Genomic DNA, 7,233 nt, shown 5'->3' with positions numbered 1-7,233 from the left:
GACAATATCGTTGTTGTGGCCTGTTGTAAAATCTGGTTACGCGTTAGCATTGCAGTTTCTGCTGCAAAATCCGCATCTTTAATACGTGACTTAGCGCCAGATAAGTTCTCAGAAATATTTGACTGGTTACGGATAGTTGATTGAAAACGGTTTTGTACCGCACCCAACTCGGCCCGCTTTTTGTCCACCACCGCAACTAAAGCATCCATACCTGCCAGCACGTTTTGTGCGTTCGCCTGACTTGATACACTTATACTTGTTGCACGGAACGACGTTGCAAACGTTGTTGCCGTTGGTGTACCAATCGCTGAAATGCCCGAGGCCAGTTTTGCCAGTGTTTGTCCACCCACCGCCGATGCAATGCTGGCAATACCTGACAATGTAAATCCACCGTTTGAACTTAAACTTCTGTTCGCAGCAGTACCACCCACGCTTCTCATACTAAAACCAATAGTTTGAACCGCGTCTGCACCTACCTGGAATGATGCCTTGTAAGTACCATCAAGCAAGTTCTGACCACCAAACGTGGTATCTTTTGCTACCCGGTTTACTTCTGACATCAAATTACGCAGCTCATCCTGAATAGCCAAACGGTCTGTGTCAGTATTCGAACCGTTTGCAGCTTGCTGCGCCAAAGTACGCACCCGCTGAAACATCGCAGTAACTTCTTCCAATGCACCTTCTGCCGTCTGTGCTAGTGAAATTCCGTCGTTGGCATTACGGTTACCCTGGTTAAGGCCTTGGATTTGAGATTCCAAACGGTCTGAAATCTGTAAACCCGCCGCATCATCCGCTGCACTATTAATGCGTAAACCAGATGATAAACGTTTGAACGACGTATCCAGAGCGTTACCACTGTTCATTAACTGACGCTGTGCGTTTAACGCGCTGATGTTGCTGTTTACATATAAAGCCATGTTGTCTCTCCCGATAACCTTTATCTGCTTAGCTAGCACACTTGGTGTTTCGCCTGATATTTATTTATCGGACCGTATTCGCATTGCTTTAGGCATTTTTTAAAAAAAACTAAAAAACTTAGGATGAGGAATTTAAATCTAACTTAAACAATGACTTAAAATTAATTTTGATAGGAAATGCATAACCGGCAAAAAATTGCCGGTTAAAGGGGCGTTATCGAATATAATCGAATAATGAAGTATTAGTTATTGAGGAAAAGGTGGTTTGTACTGCCTGCAACGCCGTTTCTTCTTTGGTGAGCTCTGCAATCACTTTTGCGAAATCTACTTCAGCAATGTCGGCCTGATATTGCGTAGCTAAAATCTCCAAATCGGCGTTAGAACCATTAATACTGTCCATTACATTAATACGCCCACCAATAGCAGAACGGGCAGAGGCAACGCTGGTTGAAGCAGCATCAATTTCGCCTACTGCTTTAGATACACTCGCCTGAAACGCGACATCAACGGGCCCTGGTGTGCGAAGAGCGACCATTAATTCACTTAAGGTGTTTAATATATTGGTTTTTTCTGGCGCAGGTAGGTCAAAATCTACTTGTCCTGCACCTGCAGGACCACTAATAACAATGTCTAAACCATTAAAGTTAATCGGCTGGCCAGAGGTATAAGCTCCCGTAACGGGCGGCACTAATGGTGAACCGCCCCGGGTAATCTGATAATTGCTGGGTGCGGTGAGTTCAACACTAAACGTATTGTTCGCAGGTGTAATTTTGTCATAGTTATTGACATAGAAACTATTGAAAATATCTGGATTAGCCACGTCTACACTGGCGCTTACCGGCCCTGGCAAAGCAATAACGGGGGGCGACGGAACAGGTGCTACCTGAACATTGTCAAACACAACTTTACCACTGTCGTTTACTGGCAATGTAACGCCCGGCGATACTTGCAATGACTTTTGGCCATCATCACCGTTAAATACATATTTGCCAGTTGAAGGGTCTAAGCTAAAGGCTTTAACGCCATCTTGAAAACCTGAAAACAAATACCCCCCTTCCACGTTTCGGCTATTCATTAAATCTAATAATTGCTGTTGAATACCCTCAATTTCCTGTGCTACAGCCTCACGCTCAGCTGCAGAATATGAACCATTACCTGAGGCTAATGATAACACTCGTGCTCGGTCCATTGCTTCGCGCACAGAGGTTAAAACAGTCTCTTCTACTCCAAGGTTGTTTTTTACTGCAATGCTATTTTGCTCATACTGATCCAATTGCGACAAATTTTGCCCAACGCCAAGCACCTTTGCACTGCCAGATGGATCATCGGCGGGTGTCAAAATTTTGGTTTGCTTAATCATCTGATCCTGAGCACGTAGCAAACGTTGCTGCGTGTTAAGTATGCCGTCTAAGCCTTGATTAAATTTGGTATTGAAGGTTACACGCATAAGTTACCTCACGGACTGTAGCAAAGTGTCAAAAATAATTTGTGATGTGGCAATAATCTTAGCGGATGCCGCATAAGATTGTTGAAAGCGTACTAAATTGGCAGCTTCTTCATCTAAACTGACGCCAGACAGCGACTCTTTAAGTTGTAACGTCTGAGAGTATAGCGCCTCAGCAGCGGCTTGACTGTTTCTAGCTTGCGACGTCTTGTCGCCAACAAAACTCACCATAGTACCGTAGGCTTCATTAAAGCTAACGCTATTATCTGCATTAGGTGTGCTAACGGCATAACGGCGCATGGTTTCCGCAGTTTGCAATTTGCCCATTTCTAAGCCATTGCGGTTATCATTGAAACCGCCGGTATTATATTCCACCGTAAAACTATCCCCCGTTTGCGGAATACCGGTGACATTAAAATCAAAACCATAATTGCCCAAGCCAGCCTGGGCCATGATATTGTTCAGCTGCCCAGCAGGTAACGCTGGTGTAGTTCCCAATAGCGTATTGCTACTATCCCTGACTTCAAACTGATTACCACCAATATGAATTACCTGCAGCGGTGCGCCAGTAATAGATGATGGCGGTGCAAACGCTGATGTCGTTGGATCGGTATCAGTAACAATTAAGCTATCAATTTTAGCGTTGCCAAGATTATCTGACGCCACAATTGAACGAACCGGCGATGCCAGCGCAATATCTTCCGGTCTGGTAGTCGCCAAGTTAACATTTCTTGCGGCACTCGATAAAGGTTTAAGCGCAAAACGATCGCCATTGTTCATAGGCCCTGATACCTGTAAAGATAAGCCGTAGTAGTCAGGCAGGCCTAAATCGGTTGCATTTAAGGTGGCAGGGAAAACGACGCCAGACACACTAATAGCAGAGCCCGCCAAAATATTGCCTGAGGTATCGGTGGCTTCAAGCGTAAAAGTATCAGGTGCGGTAAAGGTGACTAAAAAGTCATTGGGTGGTAACTGGTCTACTCTTCCTGGTTCAACGTCTACCACTATACTACCGCTACCCGTATTAGATTGAAAAGCTAACCCGTTGGTTTGTGGCAACACAAACAAATTACCGCCAAGGTCACCATTGCCATTCATACCCAATTTATTCTGGCTATTTAAGGTGTCAGCCATAGCAAGCGCCAACTGGCCCATCTGCATTTGGGTGGGAATAAGCAAATCATCCCTAAATTTGAGTAGGCCACCAATTTGCCCGCCTAATTCTTCAATACCTAGATTACGCACCACAGAAGGCTTTGAATTCAAGCTTAACTCAACATTTCTGACATTAGGGTCAGGATTGCCGTTCAAGCTTAAAATACTAAACTCACCGTTTTCAACCACCAACGACTGACCGGTAGACATAAACACCAGTTTTTCACCATCACCAGAGTCCAGTACTTTTATGTCTAGTTTTTCAGATAACATTCGTAGTGCTTCATCTCGCCGGTCTAATAAGTCCAACGGGGGTTGTGCATTGTCGCCTGAGCCAAAACTTAATATTGCGCGGTTAAGTTCGGAAACATTTTTGATCAATGAATTGGTTTCAGTTAAATCTAAATCAAGCTGTTGGTTAACATAAGTAGCTTGATCCAGCACCAGATTAGATAAAGTCGCAAAACGATCTATGAGCGATTCACTGCTACTAATAATTAACTGACGGGTAGAAATCGCATTAGGATCGTTATTCGCCGTTTGCAATTTTTGAAACAAATCATTCATTGCGGTGGATATACTATTGGCAGGATTAGAAAACAAGCCGTCAATCCTATTTGCTTCCGCAGTATACTGTTTAGCGAAGGCTAACTTTGACGTATCACGACGTAGCTGTATTGACGTAAATTCACTGATTAATCGATCAGTTGTGCCCTGCCCGACACCCAGCCCTAAGATCTGTGACTCAAATTCAGTACGCTGCCGGGAATAGCCAGACGTATTAACATTGGCAATGTTATTACTGGTAGTATTGAGTAAGGTACTATTAGCCATTATGGCCGATGTGCCTATCCGCAATAAGTTATCTGACATTGCTCTCTCCGCTAACGCTGTTTGAAGCGTTATCTAGGTTGTTATTCGGCTGCATCGTGCAATTCTTTAACATTGGCATCAGCCGTGCTGGCTTGCTGCAATACAGGGCTTTGATAAACCGCTATAATTTTTTTCGCATAGGCAGGGTCCGTTGCATAACCCGCGGCCTGCAGTTGTTCAAAATACGCTTTTACATCAGCACTGGCGCTTACCGCATCCTGATAACGTGGGTTTTGCTTAATAAACTCAACATAATCTTGCAGGCTATGCTCGGGTGACTCGTATGCACGAAACTTTGCTTGTTCTTTTTTAGCGATACCCTGGCGGTATTCCAGAGTATCAACCACGGCAGTTTCACCCTGCCAACCATTGTTAGCTTTGATACCAAATAAATTAAAGCTGTTGCCGCCTTGCACGGTCTTGATCATGCGCTGCCCCCACCCTGTCTCCAGAGCCGCCTGAGCAACCAGGGCTAATGGGTCCAAACCCAGCACTTTGGCTGACTGACGCGCAGCTGGTAGCAAGCTTTTTACGAATTCGGCCGGGCTGGATACCTGCCAGGCGGATTTACCTGCTGCTTCAACATCGGTAATGTCAGAGCTGGCTTTAAGGGGTTCAGATACTGACTGTTGCATTTGTTTAATTGCTGGAAGAATAATCTTCGGCATTGAAAGTACTTTATCTGCGACAGGATGCAGTTGATGTCCACTAGCCGGGGTGTCTTTGTCTTGCTTATTTATGCCCATGGCAGGGCTTAATTGCTGTACCAACAAATCAGCCAGTCCCAAGGCACCACTTTGAGATAACTCTGTGGCCATTTGGCTATCTTGCATATCCCGATAAAATTTCGTGGTCTGGCTATTCATCATGCCATCCACTTCAAAGGCCTCACCAGCCTTGCGCATACTGCCAAGCAACATACTGAAAAATATCGACTCGAACTGCTCCGCTGCCTGGCGCAAAGCACCAACCTGATCTTTACCTGAATTACTGCGTATTTGCTGCAGGCTGCCCAGGTCATGATAAGACATCTTGTTCGGCGTCAGGCTCATATTAAATTACCACCAGCTCGCCCTGGATAGCACCAGCTTCTTTTAGCGCTTCAAGAATAGCCATTAAATCGCCCGGCGCTGCTCCAACCGCATTTACGGTTCGTACCAAGTCGTCCAGCGTTACACCCGGGTCAAACTTAAACATACGAGACTGCTCTGGCCGCACATCAATAATGGTGTTTTCTTCAATCGCCGTCTGTCCACCTGCAAGCGCATTTGGCTGCACTACACGGGGGTTCTCGGCGATAGTCACAGTTAATCCGCCGTGGGTAACAGCAGCCGGAAATAATCTAACCTCTTTGCCAATTACAATAGTACCGGTACGAGAGTTAATGATAATTTTGGCTGAGCTGTCTCCTGGCTCAAACGTCAGATTTTCTAACGTGGACAGATACGACACTCGCTGACTGATATCCCTTGGTGCGCGAACCCTTACCGACGTCGCATCCAATGAAAATGCAGTCTCTGGCCCCATAAAACCATTTATAGCTTCTGCTAAACGTTTTGACGTCGTAAAGTCTGAACGTTTCAAATTAAAGGTAATAAAGTCGTTCTCAGCAAACGGTGTCACCACCTCACGCTCTACCATGCCGCCATTTGGAATACGGCCTACCGTAGGTGTGTTAACCAAAATACGTGAACCGTCCAACCCTTCAGCACCTAAACCACTGACAATTAAGCTGCCTTGCGCAACAGCATAAACATTACCATCTAAACCGGTTAAAAATGTTTGCATCAACGTACCGCCCCGCAGGCTTTTAGCACTGCCGACAGAGGATACGGTAATATCCAACGTTTGCCCCGGCTTAGCAAACGCCGGTAATTCTGCATGTACCGCCACAGCGGCGACATTTTTAATTTGCGCTTTCATATTACCAGGCAAGGTAATGCCAAAATTACTTAGCATCGTGCGAAAGCTCTGCTCGGTAAACGGGCTTTGTTCACCGGTACCGGGCAAACCAACAACCAAGCCGTAACCAACCAGTTGGTTCGACCGCACACCTTCTATGTCCGCCACATCTTTAATGCGTGCAGCAGAGACTGGCAAGGCCAACAAACACAAGGGTAATAACAGCGCAATAATACGTTTCATTTGGACACTCCTAGAACGGCCATAACGAACTGTTAAAAAACTGGCTTAACCAACCTGGTGACTGTCCGGAATGATGTGCACCCGTGCCGCTATATTCAATGCGTGCATTCGCAATTTTAGTCGATTCAACGGTGTTGTTTACGTCAACGTCCTGTGAACGAATTACACCTGTCAGGCGGATATATTCTTTACCGGTATTTAGGGTTAACCATTTCTCGCCCCGAATAACCAGATTGCCGTTATTCAGCACCTGCAACACATTGACTGATATGTTGCCGACTAAACTGTTACTCTGGTCTGCCTTAGAATCGCCTTTATAGTCCGATGTACTATCAACACCCAATTGCAACACATTACCGGCAACTGATACCGGGCGGCCGCTAAGCCCTACCATTGGATCAAGGGAGGTGGAGCTGTCTTTTTTCAGCTCCGTTTTCGCTTTTTTACTCGCTTGAGTGCTCTCACGTAGCACAACCGTAATAATGTCACCTTCATGTCGCGCTTTATTGTCGGAATACAAGCTGTTCGAGTAGTTTTGCGCAAACAATGATCCGGTTTGCACCAAAGGCCGCGATGCTGGCTCCGGCACTAGCGGTGCAAAATATGGGTCATCCTCTGCCGGTTCGTGCAACGATGCACAAGCACTAAGCAATCCCACCAGACTAATGACAAATATAAAGCGTAACATAACCCCTCCTG

At 45.7% G+C, this 7,233-nt stretch carries 6 protein-coding genes; all 6 read right to left on the bottom strand.

Annotation, left to right across the window (positions count from 1 at the left end; translation table 11 throughout):
• Positions 1-917: flagellin N-terminal helical domain-containing protein (locus H595_RS0115280; RefSeq protein ID WP_027671995.1), on the bottom strand; the 917-nt coding region annotated here is incomplete at its 3' end.
• 214 nt (positions 918-1,131) lie between these two features.
• Positions 1,132-2,364, bottom strand: a complete 1,233-nt coding sequence (gene flgL, locus H595_RS0115275; RefSeq protein WP_027671994.1) for a flagellar hook-associated protein FlgL — start codon at positions 2,362-2,364, stop codon at positions 1,132-1,134.
• 3 nt (positions 2,365-2,367) lie between these two features.
• A complete protein-coding gene (gene flgK / locus H595_RS0115270) occupies positions 2,368-4,389 on the bottom strand; it encodes a flagellar hook-associated protein FlgK (protein ID WP_027671993.1) in 2,022 nt (673 codons plus the stop codon).
• Between the two features lie 41 nt (positions 4,390-4,430).
• Positions 4,431-5,441 (bottom strand): flagellar assembly peptidoglycan hydrolase FlgJ, encoded by a 1,011-nt coding sequence (flgJ, locus tag H595_RS22540; protein WP_037054991.1) that lies wholly within the window; start codon positions 5,439-5,441, stop codon positions 4,431-4,433.
• Between the two features lies 1 nt (position 5,442).
• Positions 5,443-6,534, bottom strand: coding sequence for a flagellar basal body P-ring protein FlgI (locus H595_RS0115260; RefSeq protein ID WP_027671992.1), 1,092 nt, complete (start codon positions 6,532-6,534; stop codon positions 5,443-5,445).
• Between the two features lie 10 nt (positions 6,535-6,544).
• Positions 6,545-7,222, bottom strand: coding sequence for a flagellar basal body L-ring protein FlgH (gene flgH, locus H595_RS0115255; protein ID WP_027671991.1), 678 nt, complete (start codon positions 7,220-7,222; stop codon positions 6,545-6,547).
• Positions 7,223-7,233 lie beyond the last annotated feature (11 nt).

It is taken from the genome of Rheinheimera baltica DSM 14885 (assembly GCF_000425345.1).
GTDB lineage: Bacteria > Pseudomonadota > Gammaproteobacteria > Enterobacterales > Alteromonadaceae > Alishewanella > Alishewanella baltica.
Note: the sequence above shows the minus strand (reverse complement) of the source record. Positions and strands in the feature narration are given on the sequence as shown.

Excerpts from the sequence above, each read along its gene's own strand:
- flgK (WP_027671993.1), bottom strand. The coding sequence starts at position 4,389 with ATGTCAGATAACTTATTGCGGATAGGCACATCGGCCATAATGGCTAAT.
- flgH (WP_027671991.1), bottom strand. The coding sequence starts at position 7,222 with ATGTTACGCTTTATATTTGTCATTAGTCTGGTGGGATTGCTTAGTGCT.
- flgL (WP_027671994.1), bottom strand. The coding sequence starts at position 2,364 with ATGCGTGTAACCTTCAATACCAAATTTAATCAAGGCTTAGACGGCATA.
- flgJ (WP_037054991.1), bottom strand. The coding sequence starts at position 5,441 with ATGAGCCTGACGCCGAACAAGATGTCTTATCATGACCTGGGCAGCCTG.
- H595_RS0115260 (WP_027671992.1), bottom strand. The coding sequence starts at position 6,534 with ATGAAACGTATTATTGCGCTGTTATTACCCTTGTGTTTGTTGGCCTTG.